General features: G+C 72.1%; 17 protein-coding genes. 7 read left to right on the top strand and 10 right to left on the bottom strand.

The window, feature by feature from the left end; genetic code table 11:
• Positions 1 to 86 precede the first annotated feature (86 nt).
• Entirely contained in the window at positions 87 to 1,400 is a 1,314-nt protein-coding gene (locus tag ABZX22_RS30805; protein WP_354915515.1) for an MFS transporter, read from the top strand.
• Here the strand turns inward: ABZX22_RS30805 and ABZX22_RS30800 are convergent.
• Together ABZX22_RS30800 and ABZX22_RS30795 are read right to left on the bottom strand one after the other, a co-directional pair.
• Positions 1,349 to 2,377, bottom strand: a complete 1,029-nt coding sequence (locus ABZX22_RS30800) for a histidine kinase (RefSeq protein WP_354915512.1) — start codon at positions 2,375 to 2,377, stop codon at positions 1,349 to 1,351. The genes ABZX22_RS30805 and ABZX22_RS30800 overlap by 52 nt on opposite strands.
• Positions 2,378 to 2,506: 129 nt before the next feature.
• The gene (locus ABZX22_RS30795; RefSeq protein ID WP_354915509.1) at positions 2,507 to 3,523 is read right to left on the bottom strand and encodes a UbiA family prenyltransferase; all 1,017 of its coding nucleotides are present in this window, start codon (positions 3,521 to 3,523) and stop codon (positions 2,507 to 2,509) included.
• A 204-nt stretch (positions 3,524 to 3,727) separates the two neighbouring features.
• Between ABZX22_RS30795 and ABZX22_RS30790 the strand changes: the two genes are divergently transcribed.
• A complete protein-coding gene (locus ABZX22_RS30790) occupies positions 3,728 to 4,969 on the top strand; it encodes a hypothetical protein (RefSeq protein ID WP_354915506.1) in 1,242 nt (413 codons plus the stop codon).
• Positions 4,970 to 5,070: 101 nt separating this feature from the next.
• Positions 5,071 to 5,736 carry a response regulator transcription factor gene (locus tag ABZX22_RS30785; protein ID WP_354915503.1) on the top strand — a complete coding sequence of 222 codons (666 nt, stop codon included), beginning with the start codon at positions 5,071 to 5,073 and terminating at the stop codon, positions 5,734 to 5,736.
• A 20-nt stretch (positions 5,737 to 5,756) separates the two neighbouring features.
• On the opposite strand, the gene ABZX22_RS30780 is transcribed toward ABZX22_RS30785, so the two are convergent.
• A complete protein-coding gene (locus ABZX22_RS30780; protein WP_354915500.1) occupies positions 5,757 to 6,650 on the bottom strand; it encodes an aldo/keto reductase in 894 nt (297 codons plus the stop codon).
• A gap of 461 nt (positions 6,651 to 7,111) precedes the next feature.
• Here ABZX22_RS30780 and ABZX22_RS30775 point away from each other — a divergent pair, with 461 nt between their 5' ends.
• Entirely contained in the window at positions 7,112 to 7,807 is a 696-nt protein-coding gene (locus ABZX22_RS30775; RefSeq protein ID WP_354915497.1) for a winged helix-turn-helix transcriptional regulator, read from the top strand.
• Positions 7,808 to 7,818: 11 nt separating this feature from the next.
• Here the strand turns inward: ABZX22_RS30775 and ABZX22_RS30770 are convergent, their stop codons facing one another.
• From ABZX22_RS30770 to ABZX22_RS30760, 3 genes are read right to left on the bottom strand one after another with little or no spacing between them, the layout of a single operon-like run.
• Entirely contained in the window at positions 7,819 to 10,104 is a 2,286-nt protein-coding gene (locus ABZX22_RS30770) for an ATP-dependent Clp protease ATP-binding subunit (RefSeq protein WP_354915494.1), read from the bottom strand.
• A gap of 52 nt (positions 10,105 to 10,156) precedes the next feature.
• Positions 10,157 to 10,849 (bottom strand): 4'-phosphopantetheinyl transferase superfamily protein, encoded by a 693-nt coding sequence (locus tag ABZX22_RS30765; protein ID WP_354915491.1) that lies wholly within the window; start codon positions 10,847 to 10,849, stop codon positions 10,157 to 10,159.
• Positions 10,846 to 11,706: a metallophosphoesterase gene (locus tag ABZX22_RS30760; RefSeq protein ID WP_354915488.1), complete on the bottom strand. Its 861-nt coding sequence runs from the start codon at positions 11,704 to 11,706 to the stop codon at positions 10,846 to 10,848. The genes ABZX22_RS30765 and ABZX22_RS30760 overlap by 4 nt, the downstream gene beginning before the upstream one ends.
• Positions 11,707 to 11,805: 99 nt before the next feature.
• On the opposite strand from ABZX22_RS30760, the gene ABZX22_RS30755 reads away from it, so the two are divergent.
• Genes ABZX22_RS30755 through ABZX22_RS30745 form a run of 3 tightly spaced genes read left to right on the top strand, consistent with a single transcriptional unit; the run spans position 11,806 to position 14,692 of the window.
• Positions 11,806 to 12,378 (top strand): DoxX family protein, encoded by a 573-nt coding sequence (locus ABZX22_RS30755; RefSeq protein ID WP_354915485.1) that lies wholly within the window; start codon positions 11,806 to 11,808, stop codon positions 12,376 to 12,378.
• Between the two features lie 37 nt (positions 12,379 to 12,415).
• The gene (locus ABZX22_RS30750; RefSeq protein ID WP_354915482.1) at positions 12,416 to 13,993 is read left to right on the top strand and encodes an alpha/beta fold hydrolase; all 1,578 of its coding nucleotides are present in this window, start codon (positions 12,416 to 12,418) and stop codon (positions 13,991 to 13,993) included.
• A 12-nt stretch (positions 13,994 to 14,005) separates the two neighbouring features.
• The gene (locus tag ABZX22_RS30745) at positions 14,006 to 14,692 is read left to right on the top strand and encodes a DUF899 family protein (protein ID WP_354915480.1); all 687 of its coding nucleotides are present in this window, start codon (positions 14,006 to 14,008) and stop codon (positions 14,690 to 14,692) included.
• Positions 14,693 to 14,696: 4 nt separating this feature from the next.
• Here the strand turns inward: ABZX22_RS30745 and ABZX22_RS30740 are convergent, their stop codons facing one another.
• From ABZX22_RS30740 to ABZX22_RS30725, 4 genes are read right to left on the bottom strand one after another with little or no spacing between them, the layout of a single operon-like run.
• Positions 14,697 to 15,896 carry an aminotransferase class V-fold PLP-dependent enzyme gene (locus ABZX22_RS30740; protein ID WP_354915477.1) on the bottom strand — a complete coding sequence of 400 codons (1,200 nt, stop codon included), beginning with the start codon at positions 15,894 to 15,896 and terminating at the stop codon, positions 14,697 to 14,699.
• Positions 15,850 to 16,728 carry a homocysteine S-methyltransferase family protein gene (locus ABZX22_RS30735; RefSeq protein ID WP_354915474.1) on the bottom strand — a complete coding sequence of 293 codons (879 nt, stop codon included), beginning with the start codon at positions 16,726 to 16,728 and terminating at the stop codon, positions 15,850 to 15,852. The genes ABZX22_RS30740 and ABZX22_RS30735 overlap by 47 nt, the downstream gene beginning before the upstream one ends.
• Positions 16,725 to 17,852: a PLP-dependent aspartate aminotransferase family protein gene (locus ABZX22_RS30730; protein ID WP_354915471.1), complete on the bottom strand. Its 1,128-nt coding sequence runs from the start codon at positions 17,850 to 17,852 to the stop codon at positions 16,725 to 16,727. The genes ABZX22_RS30735 and ABZX22_RS30730 overlap by 4 nt, the downstream gene beginning before the upstream one ends.
• Positions 17,849 to 18,676, bottom strand: a complete 828-nt coding sequence (locus tag ABZX22_RS30725; protein WP_354915468.1) for a class I SAM-dependent methyltransferase — start codon at positions 18,674 to 18,676, stop codon at positions 17,849 to 17,851. The genes ABZX22_RS30730 and ABZX22_RS30725 overlap by 4 nt, the downstream gene beginning before the upstream one ends.
• Positions 18,677 to 18,684 lie beyond the last annotated feature (8 nt).

Here is an 18,684-nt window from a genome sequence, read left to right as displayed (position 1 = left end):
CTTCGCGGTCCGAAGGATACAAAGGCTCGCGGAGTCGCCATAAGGTGAGGGGGTTTGGGGGTTTCATGGCAACCGATGGTGACCGTGTGAACACCGGGCCCCGGGTCGTGACCGCGACCGTCGTGGGCACCGTCATCGAGTCCTACGACCTGGCGCTGTTCGGGCTGGGCGCGGCACTGGTCTTCGGCGAACAGTTCTTCCCCGAGGCCCGGCCCGGGACGGCGATGCTCGCCTCGCTGGCCACCTTCGCCGTCGGCCTGCTGGCCAGGCCGATCGGTGGCATCGTGATGAGCCATCTGGGCGACCGCCTGGGCCGGGTCCCCGTCCTGGTGCTCACCTTGGTGCTGATGGGCACGGCCACGGTCGGCATCGGCGTGCTGCCCGGCTACGAGACCATCGGGGCGGCCGCCCCCGTCCTGCTCGTCCTGCTCCGCCTGGCGCAGGGGTTCGGCGCCGGAGCCGAGTTCGTCGGCGCGATCCTCGTCGCGGCCGAGTCGGGCCCGCCGGAGCGCAGGGGCATGCGGGCCGCGCTGCCGAGCATCGGCTACTTCGCCGGCATCGTGCTGGCCACGGTGGCGTTCGCCGGCTTCGCCACCCTGCCGCCCGACCAGTTCGCCGCCTGGGGCTGGCGGATTCCGTTCCTGCTGAGCGCCCTCACCCTGGCGGTGGGCCTCTACACGCGGCTGCGGATCTCCGAGACGGAGGCGTTCCAGGCCTCCTCCGGGCGGCGGGTGCGGCTGCCGCTGTGGAGCCTGGTCCGCCACCAGCCCCGCCGCCTGCTGGTGGCGTTCGCGGCCAACGGGCCCTTCGTCGCGGTCTACTACCTGGTGTCGGTGTTCCTGCTCCACTACGTCAGCCGGACACTGGGCCTGCCGCCGGCCGTCGGGTTGACGGCCAACGTGGTGGCGGGCACCGCCGCGGTGCTGGCCGTACCGGTCTTCGGCCGGCTGGCCGACCTGGTCGGACGGCGCCCCGTCTGGTTCTTCGGGTGCCTGTTCCTGATCGCCTTCGCCGGTCCGATGATCGTCCTGCTGGACACCGGACGGCCCCTGCTCGTCGTGCTCGCGGTCACGATGGCCACGGCAGGCGGCCTGGTCGCCATGGGCGTGGCGCAGGCCTCGCTGTTCATCGAGATGTTCGAGACGCGGTATCGCTTCAGCGGCGTCGTGGTGGCGCGGGAGACCAGCGCCGCCCTGTTCGGCGGACCCATGCCGCTCGTCGCCGCCGTCCTCGTCCAGGCGGCCGGCGGCGCGTCGTGGCCGCTCGCCGTCCTGATCGTGGTGCTGGCGGCGGCCTCGCTGGTGGCGGTCCTGTTCGCGCCCGAGACCCGCGCGGCCGACCTGGTCGGTCAGACGGTGGCCTCCCGCCGTCCCGGCAGCGGGACCAGAAGCTCGACGTGAGAGCCGCGGCCCGGCCAGGAGGAGACGTTCAGCGTGCCGCCCATCAGCTCGGCCCGCTCCCGCATCGACGACAGCCCGACGCTGCGCGACCTGCCCGCCCGGCCGGTGTCGAACCCGACGCCGTCGTCCTCGACGGAGGCCCGCAGGTCGTGGGGTGAGATGTCGATCCTGGCCAGCACCACGGCCGGGGCGCCGTGGGCGACGGCGTTGCGGATGGCCTCCCTGATGACCAGGAAGGACTCGTCGCGTACGGCTGGTGGCGCCCACGTCTCGTCGCCGTTGACGCTCACCCTGATGGTCACCTCGTCGGTGCGCAACGTCTCGGTGAAGGTGAGCAGCGCCTTCTCCATGCTGGTCACGGTGTCCTCGAAACGCAGCTCCGAGGTGACGGCGCGCAGGTTCTGCATCGCCTCGCCGACGGCCTGCTTGGCCTTGCCCGCCCGCGAAGCGGCCCGTGACGGCCCGCTCGTGGCGAACATCTCGAAGAGCTCCAGCTGGCGGTGGGCGACGCTGAGCCCCGGCCCCACCCGGTCGTGCAGCTCCCGGGCGATACGGCGACGCTCGTTGAGATGCGCCCGGTGGATGATGTTGAGCAGGTAGCCGGTGTACGCGCTGGCCGCCTCCCTGATCCTGGTGTTGATGCTCTCGTTCACCGCCAGGGCGGTCAGCGTCAGCAGCTCCAGCGGGGCCTGCTCGGTGGAGACGTGGCGCTCCACCTCGCCGAGGATGAGCTCGAAGAGGGTGCCCGCCGCCCGCAGCGAGTCACGCGGGTCGAGCCGGCTCGCGGCCCTGCTCTCGCCGATGTCCCTGGTGAGCAGCCACCGCTCGCTGTCCATGGTGACCTTCCGGTCCCGCAGGCTGCGGATCAGGTCGGTCAGGGTGGCGTTCGCCTGAGCCATCGCCTGGGCCCTCGACTCGCGCTCGCGGACGATCGGATTGCCCGCCTCATGAAGTTCCCTCTCGTAGGCGAGCAGCATCGCGGCTCGCTCCTTCTCAAGGGAGCGCGCTAAGTCGTCCCACGGCGACCCATGGGGCTTGGCGTCTGCGGCCACGGGCCCTCCACTCGCGGCAACCAACCGAAGCCCGCCATGTTGGGAGCAACGGTGTCAACTGGACACCACTGAGGGTACGCCGACTGACACGAGTTGACACAGGTGCGTCACGTACTGTGTGGCCATGAAGCCTCGGTAGAGGCGGCGTTTCCTGCAGCGCCCGCCCCGCGACGCGTGGGTCAGGGCCAGGACGGCGACCACGCCCGCTCCCAGCGTCAGCGCGCAGGCCGGCAGGCCCAGTCCCGGCGCGACGGTCGCCACGGCCAGCCAGAGGCACCCGGCCAGGGCGGCGGCCGCGACCGCCAGGAGGCGGCGCAGGAGCGGCTCGCCGCACAGCACCGCGACCGTGCGCCGTCCCGCCGCGGCGTCGCCCGGCGCGTCCGGGAGGTCCTTGGCCATCGTCCCCACGAGGCCGACCCACAGCGACATCACCACCGCGAACAGGAGTGTCTTCGCGTCCGGTGCCGTGCCGTGGGCGACGCTGGCGTATCCGGCCAGGTAGCTGAGGAGCGCGGCGGCCACCCCGATGCCGGGCGCGCCCAGCGCGTGGCGCTTGAGGCTGAGCGGGGGCATCGAGTACGCGTAGCCGAGCACCAGCACGGCGGCCACCGCCGGGGCGAGCGTGGGGACGAGCAGGACGGCGCCCACCATGGACAGCGCCGCGGCCGCCTTCGCGACCGCCGCGGCCGACTCCGGCCGCAGCTCGCCTGCCGCGATGGGGCGGCGGGAGTCGTTGGCTCGGTCCTCGTGGACGTCGGTCACCCCGTTGAGCAGGTAGGCCGACAGGATCGCCAGGACCCATACCGCCGCCCCGCCCAGCACCCCTGGCGCCGACGACCCCAGCCACGCGCCGGCTCCCGCGCCCCCCTGTACGGCCGGCGAGCCGAGCCACTCGGGCGCGGCGCCCGCCACCTCCGGCACCGATCCCCCGATCATGGAGGACACCCCGAGCGCCGCGCCGGTGACGAACCTGAGCAGATACATCGCCAGGACCGACGGGCGCGCCTCGACGAGGCACTTCAGGAGCGTGCGAGCGGGGACGCGGCGCGGAACGGCCTCCTGGGTCACCATGGCGTGATTATGAGCCCGCTCGCGGACTTCCGTTAATGCGGATCTCGAAGGGGGTAGCGGATCCTACATCTTTCGATACCGGTGATTGTCCGGCCTCCGCGGCACCCGCTCTTTCGGGTCCGGACTTGTTGGAGTCGCGTTCCGTTGTTAACGTCGGCCTACCGTCTCGACCATCTCATTATAGGAGAGGACGGCACCCCGGAAATGAGCAGCGGAACAGGCGAGGTAATTTTCGACTGGAACCGGTCACGGCTCCGCCCACCCGGGCCGGAGCCGACCGGGCAGGTGGAGCTGAACGACGAGTCGCTCCGTGACGGGCTGCAGAGCCCCTCCGTCCGCCAGCCCACCCTCGACGAACGGGCCGCGCTCCTACGGCTGATGGCCAGGCTGGGGATCGACGCCGCCAGCATCGGCATGCCGGCCACCGGGTCCGAGGCCGCGTTCTTCGCCGCCCGGCTCGCCCGGCACGCCGAGGACCTGCGGTTGCCGCTGGAGCTCCATTGCGCCGCCCGGACCGTTCCGGAAGACATCATTCCCATCGCGCAAATCAGCCAGGACACGGGTCGCGTCATCGGCGTAATGGCGTTTATCGGAACGAGTCCCATAAGGATATATACAGAAGGTTGGACGGAAAACCATCTGGTTAATTCGGTCACCGCGGCCATGCAATTCGGGCGGCGGGAGAATCTGCCGGTGTGCATCGTGGTGGAGGACGCCACGCGAACCTGCCCCGACATGCTCCGGCTCATCGCGCACGTGGCCCTGCACGAGGGCGCCGAGCGGATCTGCCTCTGCGACACGGTCGGCCACGCCACGCCGCGAGGCACCCGGGCGATCGTCGGCTACGTGGCCGAGGAGATCCTCGCCGCCCACGGCTTCGGGTCCGTGCCCATCGAATGGCACGGGCACAACGACCGGGGGCTGGGTCTGGCCAACGCGCTGGCCGCGATCGAGGCGGGCGTCGACAGGGTGCACGGCACCGCGCTCGGCATGGGGGAGCGCTGCGGCAACACCGCCATGGACCAGCTGCTGGTGAACCTGCACCTGTCCGGCGACACGCGTGAGCTGCGCGCGCTGCCCGACTACTGCGCGCTCGCGGCCGCGGCCTGCGAGCGGCCCATCCCCGTCGACTATCCGGTGGTCGGGGCCGACGCCTTCCGCACCGCGACCGGTGTGCACGCCGCCGCCGTGGCCAAGGCCGAGTTCGCGGGGAACCTCCCGCTCGCCGACCGCGTCTACTCCGCTGTTCCCGCCTCCGCGGTGGGCCGGTCGCAGCAGATCGACATCGGGCCCGCCAGCGGCCGGTGGAACGTGGTGCACTGGATGCGCCGGCGCGGCCTTCCCGCTGATGGCGAGGTGGTCGACGACATCCTTCGCCTGGCGCGTCGGTCCCACCGGGTGCTGACCGACTCCGAACTCCTGATGATGGCGGGCGCGAGAAGCTGACGCGATGCATCGCGCTGACCGTCGACCTGGGTTACTCTGAGTCCGGCTTGTCAGCTGGCGCCGGATACATCCCAGAGGGGCTATCACGTGGATGGACCGCGATGACACGCGAGGCCCAGGAACCCATCAGGGTCTTGCTCGTCGATGACCATGTCCTGGTGAGGGAGGGGCTGCGCGAACTCCTGGAGGCGCAGGCCGGGATGGTCGTGGTCGGGGAGGCCGGCGACAGCGAGTCGGCGGTCGCCCTCGTGGCCAGGGAACGGCCGCACGTCGTGCTGCTCGACGTCGAGATCCCCGGCGACGATGCTCCGACGACCGTGGCCCGCATCCACCGGCACTCGCCCGAGACGCAGGTGCTGATCCTGAGCATGTACGACGGGCCGGAACTGCTCCGCAGCCTGCTCGCCGCGGGGATCAGGGGCTACCTGCTGAAGAGCGCCAGCATCCAGGAGGTCGTGTCGGCCATCCACAGCGCCCGCTGCGGCGACGGGCGGGTGCTGCTCGCCGTCTCCCGCGAGAGCCTGGCCCAGGTCGACGGGCAGTCCTCTGACCTGCTGTCCGACCGGGAACGTGAGGTGCTCACCCTGGCCGCCCAGGCGCTCACCAACACCCAGATCGGCTCCCGGCTCGGCCTGACGGAGGCCACCGTCAAGCGGCACCTGCGCAACATCTTCATCAAGCTGGGCGCCGTGTCCAGGATCGACGCCGTCAACAAGGCCGTCAGCGCGTCCCTGATCAAGGTCGACAAGGTCCACAACGGGCGGTGACCGGGCCGGCTCGCGGGGCCTCAGCGAGTGAAGACCCGCTCGAGCCCGGCACGCTGCTCGGGCGTCAGCCGGACGTGCTGGGCGGCGAGGTTCATCTCCAGGTGCAACGGGTTGCGCGTGCTCGGGACGACCACGACGTCCTCCCCCTGGGCCAGCAGCCAGGCCAGCGCCAGGCGGGACAGGCTGACGTTGAGTTCGGCGGCCATCTCCTCGGCGAGCGGCAGCAGCCGTACGCTCTGCCGCAGCCGCTCGCCACGGAAGCGGGGGTCGAGCCGGCGAGGATCGCCGGAGCGCAGGTGTTCGGGAGTGCGGATCCTGCCGGTGAGGAGTCCCCGGCCGAGGGGGCAGCCGGCGATCACCCCGATGCCGAGCGAGCGCGCGACGGGCAGCAGCTCGGCCTCGATGTCGCGGTGCACGAGTGAGTACTCCCTCACCAGCGCGGTCACGGGATGGATCCGGTGCGCCCGGCGGAGCTGGTCGGCGGAGACGCCGGACAGCCCGATGTGGCGGACCTTCCCGGCGGCGACCAGGGCGCCGAGCCTGCCGACCGTCTCCTCCAGTCCCGCCGGGGAACGGCTGACGTAGAACAGGTCGAGGTGGCCGGTGCCCAGCTCGCGCAGCCACGCGTCGCAGGCCCGCTCCACGTCCCCCGTCGCGTCCCCCGCCACCACGACGGTGCGCTCGCGGCGTCCGGCGAGAGCTCGCCGGACCACACCGGTGGCCCGGTCCGGGCTGACGCCGGTCTCCAGGAGGGCCGGGCCGGCTCCGAGCGCCTGCCGGAGGACGCGCACGCCGTCGGCGCCCTTCACCGCGCCGTAGAAGCCACTGAGAGCCGCGCAGCCGAGGCCGACCGGCGGTAGCGCCAGCTCGCCGATCCTCCTCAGACGCGCGGTGGCCGGTGTGCTCTCAGGCATCAGTCCAGAGCAGCGCACGCCGTCCGATGTCCGTGGTGCGCGGCGCGGGCGCGCGCGACCAGTCGTACTCGATCCCCGCGAGCGGTCGCGGCGCGCTCTTCCGGGGCTTTCCGGCCGGGACCTGGTCCGCACCGTCCACCCGGGCGCGGATCGCGCCGGGCCGCCATCGAGTCATCATGGTGCACCTCTGGGTCTTCCGCCGGGGCGGGCGGGCCCTCCCCGCATGGATGTCTCCAGTGTGTTCCTCCGGGTTCGCGGCGGCTCAGCACGCGCCTAGCCCGGAGGCCGCCGTTGGTGCCTGCCCACCGGGGCAGACCCTGCCTGGTCATCCGGGCCTGGTCATCCGGGCCAGGTCATCCGGGTACGCCAACCGGCTATGGACTCCGTGGTTCTCCTCGCCACTTCAATAAAATAGAGTGGTTAGGGGAAGGCGGTCACCGTCGGCGCGTTGGAGGCGGCACATGGTCCATGCCAGGCGTAACTACGGCCAGTACTGCGGGCTCGCCGCCGCCCTCGACGTCATCGGTGAGCGGTGGACGCTGCTCATCATCAGGGAGCTGCTGCTGGGGCCGCGCCGCTACAGCGACCTCATCGCCGCGCTGCCGGGCGTCGGCACCAACCTGCTGGCCGAGCGGCTGAAGTTCCTCACCGCCGAGGGCGTGCTCCGCAAGGTGGCCGACGACCAGGGCAAGGACCGGGGCTACGAGCTGACCGAGGTCGGCCGGCAGCTGCGCGAGCCGGTGCTCAGCCTGGCCCGGTGGGGGCTGCCGTTCCTGGACGCGCCGACGCCCGAGGAGATCGTCCGGCCGTACTGGGGGTTCCTGGCGGTGCAGGCCATGATCGACGACTCGCGGGTGCCCGACCTGGACGAGGTGTACGAGTTCCAGGTCGACGACGTGCTCTTCCACGTCGTCGTCAAGGACGGCGGCGCCGTCGCGGTCGAGGGCGGCTATCCCGGCTCGCCCACGGTGACCGCCGTCACCGATGCCCGCACGTTCATGGAGATCGGTTCCAAGCGGCTCTCGCCCTTCGGCGCCGTGGTGTCGGGGCGGCTGACGTTGCAGGGCCCGCCGGAGGCGATCCTGCGGGTGAGCGCCCTCCTCGGGCTGGTGCCCGAGGGGACGCCCGACCAGGCGCGCGGCGCCGCGAGCCGCTGAGCGGGGCGCCGCTACGGCGCGGGCCGCTCCACGCCGGCCACGTGCAGGGCTCCCTCCCTCACGCTGACGAGCACGTGCTGGCCGGAGCGCAGCTCGCCGTAGAGGATCTTCTCCGACAGCACGTCCTCCAGCTCGCGCTGGATGGTACGGCGCAGCGGCCGGGCGCCCATGACCGGGTCGTAGCCCCGGTCGGCCAGCAACCGCTTGGCCTCCCCGGACACCTCCAGTTCCATTCCGCGCTCCGCCATCCGCTCGGCCACCCGCGCCAGCATCAGGTCGAGGATGAGGATGATCTCCTGCGAGGCGAGCTGGTGGAAGACGACGATGTCGTCGACCCGGTTGAGGAACTCGGGCCGGAAGTGCTGCTTGAGCTCCTCCTGCACCTTGCCCTTCATCCGGTCGTAGGTGGACCCGCCCACGTCGGAGGCGGCGAACCCGATCCCGATGCCCTTGGAGATGTCGCGGGTGCCCAGGTTGGTGGTCATGATGATGACCGTGTTCTTGAAGTCGACCACCCGGCCCTGGGCGTCGGTCAGCCGGCCGTCCTCCAGGATCTGCAGCAGCGTGTTGAAGATGTCCGGGTGGGCCTTCTCGATCTCGTCGAACAGCACGACCGAGAACGGCTTGCGCCGTACCTTCTCGGTCAGCTGGCCGCCCTCCTCGTATCCGACGTAGCCGGGCGGGGAGCCGAACAGCCGCGACACGGTGTGCTTCTCCATGAACTCCGACATGTCCAGCACGATCAGGGCGTCTTCGTCGCCGAAGAGGAACTCGGCCAGCGTCTTGGACAGCTCGGTCTTGCCGACGCCCGAGGGGCCGGCGAAGATGAACGACCCGCCGGGACGCCGCGGGTCCTTCAACCCGGCGCGGGTGCGCCGGATCGACCGGGACAGGCCCTTGATGGCGTCGTCCTGGCCGATGATCCGCCTGTGCAGCTCGTCCTCCATGCGCAGCAGCCGCTGCGACTCCTCCTCGGTCAGCTTGACGGCCGGGATGCCGGTCGCCCTGGCCAGCACCTCGGCGATGAGCTCCTCGGTCACTTCACGAGGCACGGCATGGGCGGCGCCCCGGCGGATGCGGATGCGTGAGCCGGCCTCGTCGATGAGGTCGATCGCCTTGTCGGGCAGGAAACGGTCGCTGATGTAGCGGTCGGCCAGCTGCGCGGCGGCCACCAGCGCGCCGTCGGTGATCGAGACCCGGTGGTGGGCCTCGTAGCGGTCACGCAGCCCCCTGAGGATCTCGATCGTGTGCGAGAGGGAGGGCTCGGGCACCTGGATCGGCTGGAAACGCCGCTCCAGCGCGGCGTCCTTCTCCAGGTACTTGCGGTACTCGTCGAGCGTGGTCGCCCCGATGGTCTGCAGCTCGCCACGAGCCAGCATGGGCTTGAGGATGTTGGCCGCGTCGATCGCGCCCTCGGCCGCCCCCGCCCCCACCAGGGTGTGCAGCTCGTCGATGAACAGGATGACGTCGCCGCGGGCGCGGATCTCCTTGAGCACCTTCTTCAGCCGCTCCTCGAAGTCGCCCCGGTAGCGGGAGCCGGCGACCAGCGCTCCGAGGTCCAGCGTGTAGAGCTGCTTGTCCTTGAGCGTCTCGGGCACGTCCCCGTCGACGATCATCTGGGACAGCCCCTCGACGACGGCGGTCTTGCCGACGCCGGGCTCGCCGATCAGCACCGGGTTGTTCTTGGTCCGCCGGGAGAGCACCTCCATGACCCGCTCGATCTCCTCCTCGCGGCCGATCACCGGGTCCAGCCTGCCTTCGCGGGCCGCCTCGGTGATGTTCATGCCGAACTGGTCGAGGATGGAGGACTTGGGCTTGGGCGGCGCGACCGGGGGACGCTGGTCGTCCTCGTCCCCGATCTCGTCCCCCTGGAGGATCCTGGTGACCTCGTTGCGGATGCCGGTGGGCTCGGCGCCCTGCGAGGCCAGCACCTGCGCGGCCACCCCTTCGCCCTCCCTGATCAGTCCCAGCAGCAGGTGCTCGGTGCCGATGTGGTCGTGGCCGAAGAAGAGCGCCTCGCGCAGCGCCAGCTCGAGCACGCGCTTGGCGCGGGGGGTGAAGGGGATGTGCCCGTCATGCGGCCGCTCGCCGGGCAGGCTGATCGAGACGACCCCCGTCTGGACCGCGTCCAGCCCGATGCCGAGCTTGGTCAGGGCGAGCGCCGCCACCCCCTGCCCCTCCAGGAGCAGGCCGAGCAGCAGGTGCTCGGTGCCGAGATAGTCGTGGTTGAGTTTCCTGGCCTCCTCCTGAGCCAGGACGAGAACCCGCCGCGCGCGGTCGGTGAACCTCTCGAACATTCCTCGCTCCCGGAAGGCCGACGACTACTACTACTTTCTAAAGTTCGCTTGTTCACAGCTTCATGGCAAGAGGTTCGCCCACAGGTGATGCGGCTCGATCCGCGGGGTGAGCTATCGCGGTGAGGACGAACCCGTCGGTCACGCGCCACCTTCCCGCGAACTCCGTCAGCAGCTCACCCCCGTGAACGGTGGCGATCTTCGACAGATGGGCGTGGAACGTCCCCGCCGACGGATCGATCGTGACGGTGGCCTCGGAGAAGTCCAGCCAGCGCCGCGCAAGGGGGAACCAGGCCTTGTAGACCGACTCCTTGGCGCTGAACAGCACCCGGTCCCAGTGCACGCCGGAGGGCAGCCCGGCCAGCGCCCAGCGCTCGGTCCGCAGCGAGATCATGTCGAAGACACCGTCAGGCAGCGGCTCGTGCGGCTCGGCGTCGATCCCGATGGTCAGGACCTGCGTGTCCATCGCGACGGCGCACGCGCGGTAACCCGCGCAGTGCGTGATGCTGCCGACCACGCCGTCGGGCCAGGCGGGCGCGCCGCGCTCGCCCCGGGGCACGGGGACGGGAGGCAGCCCGAGCCGGGCCAGGGCGCGCCGCGCGCAGGCGCGGCCAGTGGTGAACTCGCGGCGCCTGGAGTCGACGGCCCGCTGCACCGCGACGGCCTCCTCCTCGAACAGCGTGGCGCCGGGCCGGTCGGCGAACAACTCGGCCACGGCGACGCCCTTGGGCAGGATGTCCTCGATCACACCGGCTCCAGTACGGGAAGGACCTGGCGGAAGATGTCGTGCGGCAGTCCACGCCGCTCCCACTCGCGCGGGTAGCCGACGGAGACCTCCTCGAAGCGCACGCCGTCATGCCAGGTGACCCGGGGGATGTGCAGATGGCCGTAGATCACCGCCGCCGTGCGGAACCTGCGGTGCCAGTCGGCCGTCAGCTCGGTGCCGCACCACAGGGCGAACTCCGGATGGCGCAGGATCGCCGTCGGCTCGCGGACCAGCGGGAAGTGGTTGACCATGACGATCGGCACGTCCGGATCGCAGGCCGCCAGCCTGCGCTCGCTCTCGGCCACGCGCGCCCGGCACCAGTCCTCCCTGGTCGGGTAGGGGTCGGGGTGGAGCAGGAACTCGTCGGTGCACACCACGCCGGCCTCGTGGGCCAGGGCCAGCGCCTCCTGCTTGGTGGCGCAGCCGGCCGTACGGAAGCTGTAGTCGTACAGGATGAACAGGGGCGCGATCGTGACCGGCCCGCCCTCCCCTGTCCAGACCGGGAAGGGATCCTCCGGGGTCAGCACACCCAGGCTGCGGCACAGCTGGACCAGAGCGCGGTACTTGCCGTCACCCTGCAACTGGAGGCGATCGCCCGGTACCGTCCACAGCTCGTGGTTGCCGGGGGCCCACACCACCTTGGCGAAGCGGGCGCGCAACGTGGCCAGCGCCCAGGCGATGTCCTCCCAGCGCTCGGCCACGTCACCGGCGATCAGCAGCCAGTCGTCCGTCGGTTCGCGCGGCAGATCCTCCAGCAGTTCCCGGTTCCTCGCGTACCCGACGTGCAGGTCGCTCACCGCGACCAGTCTTCCCGCCACCACACCTCCCAGATCGCCCATACTCCGATGATCGCGTGCCGGCGCCCGATTGCCCAGTGAGCTGTCGCTCGCCCGACAGATGCCGAGCGGGCCGGTCGGGGCCTGCCTACCTTGCCGAGTATGGCTACCGAAGCAGCCCGTCCACGGCACTGGGACGGGGGAGTGAACGGTGACAGTGCCAGCTCTTGGTCGGCGGCGACGGTCCGGGACACCTGGGTGAGTGCCGGGCTGCTCGTCCTCCGTGTGGCGCTCGGCGCCACCTTCCTCCTGCACGGCGTGCAGAACCTGTTCGGCGCGTGGACCGGATGGGACACCGCCAAGATGGCCGGCTACCTCGGCTCCAAGGGAGTCGGGGCGTCCCAGGCCTTCTCGTGGATCACCGCGGTCTCCGAGGTGATCGCCGGCGTCCTGCTCCTGGCAGGGCTGCTCACCTCGGTGGGCGCGGCGATCGTGGTGGTCACGATGGCCGCCTCCAGCTACATCAAGCTCTCCGCGGGCGGCGGCTTCTTCATGCCGACCGGCTTCGAGTGGGAGCTGGCCGTGCTCGCGGGCGGGCTGGGCCTCCTACTGGCCGGAGCGGGCAGGTTCGCCCTGGACAGCAAGCTGTCCGGCCGGGCCCTCGGCCGCGTCAGGGCGATCGCGGCCGTGCTCACGGTGCTCGCGTTCGTGGCCATCGTCCCGTTCATCAAGTGATCGTCGGCCGGCGGGCCGCCGTACCCGAGGAGACCCGGTGAACAGAGCTCTCGTCGCTCTGGTGACGTTCGTGTCCGTGGCGGTCGGCGGCTGGCTGGCCCTCGCGCTGGGCGGGGAGGAACGCGGCGGCGTGCCGCACCGCCCGGTGCTCGTCGATGGCCGTGTGCCGGCCACGCTGTACGTGCCGGGCACGGTCACGGCTCCGGGCGTCCTGGGCATGCCCGACCCGCCTCCGCAGGGCAGCAGGCCGCCCGTGGTCGTGATCGCACACGGCCACTCCGCCGACCAGGCCACCATGAGCGTGCTCGCTCGGCGCGTGGCCGCCGCGGGCTACGCGGTGGTCACCTTCGACTTCCGCGGCCACGGCCTGAGCACCGAACGGCACCAGTCGGCCGGGTTCGAGGGCATGCGCTCCGATCTGGACGCCGTCCTCACCTGGCTGGGCACGGTCCCCTACGTGGACCCGGCCAAGGTCGTCGTCGTCGGCCACTCGATGGGCGCCGCCGGCGTGCTCGGCTTCGCGGTGCGCGATCGGCGGCCCGTCGCGACCGTCGCCATGGGCGGCGCCATGGGCGGCGTCGAACCCGGCACCAGAGCCAAGAACGTCCTGTTCGTGGTGGCGGAGGGCGACGCGGGCGTCGTGCGGGAGGGCGCCGAGCGCACGGCCCGCCTGTGGTCGGGCACCCCACTGGCCTACGGCCAGGTCAACGGCGACCACGCTCAGGGCACGGCCGTGGCCCTGCGGGAGGTGGCCGGGACCAACCACCTGACCATGCTCTTCTCGGACCTGACGGCCGGTTACGTGGTGGACTGGGTGGCCAAGGTGACCGGCCGGCCGGCCACGCCGTCCGGCACCGCGGATCGGCGGCCGCTGCTGACGGTGCTCTACCTGCCCTGCGCCGCCGTACTCCTCACGCTCGTGGGCTTCGCCGGCGGCGCCCTGGCCCGCAGCGGCGAGCCGACCGCCGAGGCGGGGCGTCCCGTGCTCGGCCTCCTGCTGGTGGGCGGCGCGCTGCTGCTGCCGCTGCCGTGGCTGGCCTGGGGGGACGCGGGCCACCTGCTCGGGATGGAGGCGGGCGGCGCGCTGGCGGTGCTGCTGGGCGTCGCGGGAACGATCCTCCTGGCCGTGGGCCGGCTCACTCCGGCACGGCAGTGGCTCCCGGCTGCGCAGGCGTGGTCCGCACGACACACGCTCGCGCCCGCCGCGCTGGTCCTCGTGGGCGTGATCGTCGTGCTGACCCCGCTCGGGGCGATGGTGCACGGCCTGGTGCCCACCCCGAAGCGCCTGTTGCTCTGGGCGCTCGCGACCGCGCTGATCCTGCCCTTCTTCCTGGCCGCCGACCGGTTGCTGCGCCGCGGCCGCCCGCCGGCCGCCGCGGCCAAGTCGCTCGCGGCCCGCCTGCTGATGCTGGCCGTTGTCATGATTGGCGTCATCACCCAGGTGCTGCCTGGCATGCTGGGGTTGTACGTCATGGTGCTGGCGCCCATCCTGCTCCTGCTCGAACTGGCCGCCTACGGCCTGTACGCGCTGGGCCGCGACCACAGGGTCACCGCGTTCGTGCAGGCGGGGGCGGTGGCGTGGGTGCTGAGCCAGTTGTCGCCGATCATGTGGTGAGGTGGAGCCGAGGTGTCACGTCCCGCTCTGTTCGAGTCGGCCACGCCCGAGTACGTCAAGGCGCGGGCCGAACTGCTGAGCGCCGAACGCCGGTTGCGCGAGCTGGGCGAGCAGGTGGCCGCGCGGCGGCGGGCCCTGCCCCCGGGGCCCGAGCTGGACGATGACCCGCCGCTCGCCGCGCTCGACGGCTCGCCGACGCGCCTGAGCGGGCTGTTCGGCGACCATCACACGCTGCTCGTCTACAACATGATGTTCGACGAGGACTGGCCGGAGCCGTGCCCCCTGTGCTCCATGTGGGTCGACGGCATCGACGCCGTCACCCCGCACCTGCTCGAGCGCACCGCGGTGGCCGTCATGGCGCCCGCCGGACCCGCGCGCCTGGCCGAGGTGGCGCGGCGCCGGCAGTGGCGGTGGGTGCCCGTCTACTCCACGCGTCCCGGCGACCTCACCGACCGGCTCGGGCTGCGCGCCCATCCCGGTGACCTCGAACCCGTGGTGACCGTCTACGACAGGTCCGACGGGCGCGTCAGGATCTCCTGGCAGGGCTCGGCCATGCTGAGCGACCCCGGCGACGAGCCGTACCAGCCGGGTGACGGCGGCGACGCCCGCGGCCTCGACCTGCTCTGCGCGACGTGGTCGCTGCTCGACCTGCTGCCGCAGGGCCGGGGCGACTGGTATCCCAGCCGCCCGGCCCGCTGACCCTTCAGCGGCAGAGTTTGATCATCGTGTCGATCGCCCGGTCGATCTGCTCCACGTCGTTGTACAGGTGCGGGGAGATCCGGACCGCGGGCAGCTCGTCCCGCACGCCGGGGTGGGCGAAGCGGGTGATCTCGACGGTGATCCCGTGCTCATCGGCCAGCTGCCGCTTGAGCTGGACGAACCCGCCGATGTCCGCGCTCCCCCCGAAGGGGTCGAAGGCCACCAGGCCCGAGTGCAGCCGCGGGTCGTCCAGGGGGCTGAGGAGCGCGGCCCGGCCCCAGTGGTGGACGACGCGCTCCTTGAGGTGGGCGCTCAGCTCCAGGACGTGGCGCCGGATGCGGTCGCGGCCGATGCGGTCCCACAGCTCGCAGGCGATGCGCAGGCCCTGCGCCCGCGACAGGTCGGCCGAGTCGCTCTGCTGGAGCAGGCGCCCGAGGTCGTGGGGCCGGGCGGGCAGGCCGTCCCGCAGCGGGTAGAGCAGGGAGACGACCGGCCAGAAGACCGGCAGGGGCAGGGGCCGGTTGCGCGCGTAGATCAGGCCGGTGCCCATGGGGCCGCACTGGTAGCGCGATCCCGACGCGCTGAGGAAGTCGACCCCCAGCTCCCGGAGCCGCAGGGGGACGTGGCCGAGCACCTGGCTGCCGTCGAGCACGGTGATCAGGTCGTGCCGCCGCGCCAGCTCGACCAGCTCGGCCGTGGGGAAGGCGGCTCCGGTTGTCAGCGTGATCCCGGCCCACTGGAGCACCCTGGTGCGCGGCGTGATCGCCGACCGGACCAGCTCGACGATCTCCTCGGCCCGCTGCCCCGCCCCGACCGGCGGGGTGAGCTCCCTGAGGACGACGCCACGACGGTCGCGCAGCTGGCACAGCGGCGCGCGCACGGTGTAGCACTCGTGGTCGGTGGTGATGATCTCGTCGCCTTCGCGCAGGTCGAGCCCGGCCAGGATCCGGGCGTTGGCGTCGGTGGCGCTCGGCACGACGGCCAGTTCGTCGGCCTCGCATCCCAGCCCGCCCGCCAGGGACTCCCGCACGTCGGTGAGCGCGGTGTCGGCGAACGGGTCGCGCGGCGACCTCGCGTACACCCGGTCGGCGCCGCCGATGACGTCCAGCACGGGGCGCGGCGCCGAGCCGAGGCCGGCGGTGTTGAGGTGGATGAGGTCAGGGTCGATCGTGAACAGCTCGCGGACCTGCGGCCAGTCCATCATGCGCGTCTTCCCATCCGTTCAGGGCCGTGATGTGGGCAGGGGTCGTGCCGCAACAGCCGCCGAGCAGGGTCAGGCCGTACCGCCGCCGCCAGCCCGACATCAGCGCGGCGAAGCGGTCGGGTGGCACCGGAGGGCCGTTGCGGGGTTCGAGGTTGGGCATGACGCCGATGTCGCCGGCGCCGAGGCCGGCCAGTTCGGCGACGCAGCCGCGCGCCACGTCCAGCGAGGTGCAGTTGACGAGCACGGCCGCGGCCCCCGCGCGGTAGACGGCGGCGGCGGCACGCGCGACCGGCTCACCCGACAGCAGGGTGGCGGAGGGGCCGCAGACGAAGCTGACCCAGGCGGTCAGGCTCGCCTCCCGCGCCTCCTCCACCGCGATCCGCGCCTCGCGGACGGTGTTGACCGTCTCGATCAGGGCGAGGCCGATCCCCGCCGCCGCCAGCTGCCCGGCCATCCACCGGTGCTCGGCGCGGAGCTCGGCGTCGGCGGGGACGAGGTCGGGCCGGTAACAGTCCTCGACCGGGGCCATCGAACCGGCCACCACCACGTCGTCGTGACCGTCCCGCGCCGACCGCGCCAGGTCCACGGCGAGCCGCACCATGCGGCCCGCCTGCCGCTCGTCCAGCTCGGCCCGCCGCAACGCCCGCAGGTTGCAGCGGAAGGTGTTGGCGGTCAGCACCCTGGCTCCGGCCTCCAGGTAGCGCCGGTGCACGGCACGCAGCAGCTCCCGGCCGTGCTCGGTGAGCAGGGCCCGGGTGGTCCACCAGGGGGCGGCCATGGGCAGCCCGCGCCGCTCCAGCTCCGTGGCCACCGCCCCGTCCAGGAGGATCACGGCGCTCCTCGCATGGCCTCCTGCAGGTCCTCCATGAGGTCACGCCGGTCCTCCAGGCCGACCGACAGCCGGATGAGGCGATCGGACAGCCCCATGCGAAGCCGTACCTCGCGGGGGACGGGACGCTGGGTCATCATGGCGGGACACTCGATCAGGGAGTGCACCCCGCCCAGGCTCACCGCGCAGCCGAAGAAGCGCAGCCGCGCCATCAGCGCGGCGGGGTCGCCGGCGTACTCGAAGCTCAGCACCGAACCGGGGCCGGACATCTGACGCTTGGCGACGTCGTACTGGGGGTGGTCGGGCAGGCCCGGGTAGCGGACCAGGGAGACCGACGGGTGACCGGCGAGCATCGCGGCGATCGCCTCGGCGGTGCGCACCTGGCGCTCGACCCGGACCGACAGGGTCCTCAGCCCTCGGTGGATCAGGAAGCAGTCCAGCGCCCCCGGGACGCCGCCGGTGGCGGTGCGGTGGGCGAGCAGCTGGTCGTGCAGCTCGGGACGGTTGTAGACGAGCGCGCCGCCGATCACGTCGAGATGGCCCGAGATCGACTTGGTGGTGCTGTAGAGCGTGATGTCCGCGCCCCAGCTCAGCGGCTGCTGGAGCAGCGGACCGGCGAGCGTGTTGTCCACGACGACGGTGGCTCCCGTGGCGCGGGCCGCGCGGCAGACGAGGTCGAGGTCGGCGATCTTCATCAGCGGGTTGGTGGGGCTCTCCACCCACACCAGGTCGGCGCCCTGGACCGCGCGTTCGACCAGGGACGGCTCCGCCAGATCGGCGTACTCGACGGTGATGCCGTACTTGCCGGTCCACTCCAGCAGGGCGCGGGTGCCGCTGTAGACGTTGTCGGAGCAGACCAGCCGGTCTCCGGGGGACAGCAGGCCCACCACCGCGGCCGCGGCGGCCTGCCCGGAGGCGTAGGCGGTGGCGAACGCGGCGTTCTCGAGCGCCGCCAGGCACAGCTCGAGATCCTCGCGGGTGGGGTTCTCGCCGCGGCCGTAGAAGTACCGCGGCGGGTCCTGCGGTCGCCGGTCGTAGGTGGCCGACAGGTGCACGGGCGGGATCACGTCTCCGGTGCCGGATTCCCTGGGCCGCCCCGCGTGGATCAGCTTGGTGTCGGGCCTCACCGGACACCCCGCACGCACAGGCAGGTGGAGGTGAGGTCGAGCGACCCGTCCGGCCTGGCGTGGGCCGCGGCGGCCTCGGCGACCGCTTCCCAGATCAGCGGGTCGGCCGCCTCCCGTACGAGCGAACGCATCCTGGGCGGGAGCACGTCCCTGGAGAAGGCCACGAAGTGCGACACCGAGTCCATGACGAACGGCACCTTCCGCTCGGTGACGGTGACCTCGGTGAAGCCCGCCTCGGCGAGCTCGGCGGCCACCGCCTTCGGGTCGGCCATGGAGAAGGGGCCGGGCAGGCCCGGAGGCGGCGGGGCCAGCGCGAGCCGCTCGGCGATGACCCGGAAGGCCAGGCTGATCATGGGTACGGCAGGCGGCGGCGCCCACGTCGCCGCGGCCAGCACGCCTCCGGGCCTGAGCAGCCCGGCCAGCGCGCGCAGCGTGGCGGCACGGTCGGCGGCGAACATCAGCCCCCAGCGGCTGAGCACGGCGTCGAAGGCGCCAGGCGCCAGGGCCGTCGTCGTCACCTCGCCCACCACGAACTCCGCGAAGGGCAGGTGCGCAGCCCGCGCGCGAGCGGCGCTGATCATGGCGGGGGACACGTCGATCCCGATCACCCTGCCCCGTGGCCCGACCACGCCGGCGGCGGTGAGTGCCGGCTCGCCCAGCCCCGTCCCGACGTCGAGCACCGAGTGCCCGGGGCGCAGGCCGCCCAGGCGCACGAGCGCCGTGCTCACGGAGGCCGCGCCCCGCTCGAAGACGTTCTGCCAGCGCCGCCAGCCCTCGCTGACCGCGTCCCAGATCTCGCGCTGCTCGTTCACGACCGACGTCATGGCGCACC

Source organism: Nonomuraea sp. NPDC003804 (genome assembly GCF_040610675.1).
Taxonomy (GTDB): Bacteria; Actinomycetota; Actinomycetes; order Streptosporangiales; family Streptosporangiaceae; genus Nonomuraea.
Note: the sequence above shows the minus strand (reverse complement) of the source record. Positions and strands in the feature narration are given on the sequence as shown.